The sequence below is a fragment of the Streptomyces sp. NPDC054847 genome (assembly GCF_053610925.1).
In genome coordinates, this window is sequence record NZ_JBSGZJ010000665.1 from 1 (window position 1) to 2,630 (window position 2,630).

The following is a 2,630-nucleotide window of genomic DNA, read 5'->3' on the forward strand; positions in this document are numbered from 1 at the left end:
GATCCCGTGTGAGACCGTGAAGCGCCCCCGCCCCCGGCGGGGGCGCTTCGTGTTCCCCGGGGAAGGGCCCCCGGGAGAGCGGGTCACGACACCTTGCGTGCGACGGCGAAGATCCGCCGGAAGGGGAACACCGTGCCGTGGGGACCGGGCGGGTACGCCTTGCGGAGCAGGTCCCGGTACTGGGCCAGGAACTCCTCCTGCGCCGCCGGGTCGTCCGCGAGCTCAGTGAGCACGGGCCGCAGGGCGGTGCCCTTCACCCAGTCCAGCACCGGGTCCTCGCCGCCGAGGAGCTGGAGGTACGTGGTCTCCCAGGCGTCCGCGTCGCAGCCGAGGTCGGCGAGACGGGTGAGGTAGTCGGCCGGCTCCAGGATGTGGACGTAGCGCCGGCCGTGGTCGCCGAGGCGGGCGCGCCACTGCGGGGTCTCGCAGAGTTCGCCGAGCAGGGCGTGGCTGGGCGAGGTGAAGTTGCCGGGGACCTGGAAGGCGAGGGTGCCGCCGGGGGCGAGACCGTCGAGCCAGACGGCGAACGACTCGGGGTGGTTGGGCACCCACTGGAGGGCCGCGTTGGAGACGATCAGGTCGTAGGGCTCGTCCGGGGTCCAGTGCGCGGCGTCGGCGGGCCGGAAGTCCAGCCAGCCGCCGCCCGCCGTGGTGCCCGCGTACTCCTTCTCGGCCTGGGCGAGCATGTCCGGGGAGAGGTCGAATCCGGTGATGTGCGCGTCGGGCCACCGGTCGGCGAGCAGTGCGGTGACATTGCCGGGGCCGCAGCCGATGTCGGCGATCCGGGCGGGACGGCCGACGGCGGGCAGCGCGGGTATGCGGGCGAGCATGTCCAGGAAGGGACGGGTGCGGTGCCCGGCGTGGCGGAGGTACTGCTCTGGGTCCCAAGTGGGCGCGGAATGCATGCTGAAGTCCCCCTCGCAGGAACGGAAAGCCGAAACGGAAGCGTGTTCCGGCCCGACCATGCCCAATAGTCCACAAAAATATATCTTGACGTCAAGAGACTTCATGTCGACAGACCCTCTACACTGATCGACATGGAGGACGAGGTCGATCGACTGGTCGCAGCATGGCGCCGTGAGCGCCCGGACCTCGACGTGGAACCGCTCGAGGTGCTCAGCCGCGTCTCCCGGCTCGCCCGCCATCTCGACCGGGCCCGCCGTATCGCGTTCTCGGAGCATCAGCTCGAGCCGTGGGAGTTCGACGTGCTCACCTCGCTGCGGCGGGCCGGCGCCCCGTACCAGCTCTCGCCCGGCCAGCTGCTCACCCAGACGCTGGTGACCTCCGGGACGATGACCAACCGCATCGACCGCCTCGCCAAGAAGAACCTGGTCGAGAGGCTGCCGGACCCCAGCGACCGGCGCGGCGTCCTGGTGCGGCTGACCCCGGAGGGCCGCGACCGTGCCGATCAGGCACTGGCCGGGCTGCTCGCCCAGGAGCGGGCGATCCTCTCCGAGCTCTCGAGCGCCCAGCGGGCGGAACTGGCCGCGTTGCTACGCCAGTTGACCGCCCCGTTCGACAACATCCCCGGCTAGGGCCGGTCCCGGGCCCAGATCGGCGGGCCCCACACCGGCCCGGCGGGCCAGCGCGACGGCGGCGAGCGTGGAGTGCACGCCCAGCTTCCCCAGCACGTTCTGCATATGCGTACGAACGGTGTGCGGCGACAGGAAGAGGCGCTCGGCGACGGCTTTGCGCCCCAGGCCCGCGACCATGCAGCGCAGCACCTCCTGCTCGCGCGGGGTCAGCGACTCCACCAGCCGCTCGCTCTCCGTGCGGTGCTTGCGTGCCGCGGTCATCTCCCGCAGTACGCCGGTGAGCAGCGCCGGCGCCAGGTGCGTCTCGTCCCGCAGTACCCCGCGGATCACCGCCAGCAGTCGTTGCAGGGAGCAGTCCTTGGCGACCCAGCCGGAGGCCCCCGCCTGGAGGGCCAGTGCCGCGCGCCGGGCGTCGTCCTTCTGTGCGAGGACGACCGGACGCAGCGCGGGATGGAGCGAGCGGACGCCTGTGACCAGGGCGATTCCGTCGACGACGGGAGCCGCGCCGGTCTCCGGCACCGCACGGGCGACCGGGGCGGCCCTCGGCGGCGGCACCGCGGCCGACGCGCCCAGGTCGGCGTCTACGAGCATCACGTCGAACCTGCGGCCTTCCGTCGCGGCGCGTTCCAGGCAGCGCAGCGCCGCGGGGCCGCTGCCTGCCGCGGCGACCTCCACATCGGGCTCCGCCGCCAGGGCCGCGGCGAGCGACTCGGCGAAGATTCGGTGGTCGTCCACGACCAGCACCCGGATACGAACCACAGGACACCCCCAGTGTCGGAGGACGGACCGGCACGGGTACGCCGCCCGGGGGACGGAGGGTACAGCGCATCGCCCGGCCGCCGCCGTGCTGTGACTGATACCCCGCCCCGGGCGCCGTACCCGGCTGTTTCGCCCCCTGATCGACACCGGCCCCCACCGGTGCTGTGGTTCAGAGTACGGACGGGCGCCGGTGACGGAAGGCTATTTGCAGAACTGATCGGCGGCGTTGCCGAGGGTGTGGCCGATGTTCCGAAACGACACCTGAGTGGACATACGACGACTGGTTGTGCCCGGCCGGCGCACAGAAAACGACGCGGGGCGGGCCGGGCGCACCCC

General features: G+C 72.2%; 3 protein-coding genes. 1 reads left to right on the forward strand and 2 read right to left on the reverse strand.

The window, feature by feature from the left end; translation table 11 throughout:
• Nucleotides 1-83 precede the first annotated feature (83 nt).
• Entirely contained in the window at nt 84-905 is an 822-nt protein-coding gene (locus ACWGH4_RS33910; protein WP_441264970.1) for a trans-aconitate 2-methyltransferase, read from the reverse strand.
• Nucleotides 906-1,037: 132 nt separating this feature from the next.
• Between ACWGH4_RS33910 and ACWGH4_RS33915 the strand changes: the two genes are divergently transcribed.
• Nucleotides 1,038-1,535, forward strand: a complete 498-nt coding sequence (locus ACWGH4_RS33915; protein WP_360036542.1) for a MarR family winged helix-turn-helix transcriptional regulator — start codon at nt 1,038-1,040, stop codon at nt 1,533-1,535.
• Here ACWGH4_RS33915 and ACWGH4_RS33920 read toward each other — a convergent pair.
• Nucleotides 1,494-2,294, reverse strand: a complete 801-nt coding sequence (locus ACWGH4_RS33920; RefSeq protein WP_441264971.1) for a LuxR C-terminal-related transcriptional regulator — start codon at nt 2,292-2,294, stop codon at nt 1,494-1,496. The two genes, ACWGH4_RS33915 and ACWGH4_RS33920, sit on opposite strands and share 42 nt — an antisense overlap.
• Between the last annotated feature and the right edge of the window lie 336 nt (nt 2,295-2,630).

Coding starts and splice junctions, on each gene's coding strand:
- ACWGH4_RS33915 (WP_360036542.1), top strand. CDS start 1,038: ATGGAGGACGAGGTCGATCGACTGGTCGCAGCATGGCGCCGTGAGCGC.
- ACWGH4_RS33910 (WP_441264970.1), bottom strand. CDS start 905: ATGCATTCCGCGCCCACTTGGGACCCAGAGCAGTACCTCCGCCACGCC.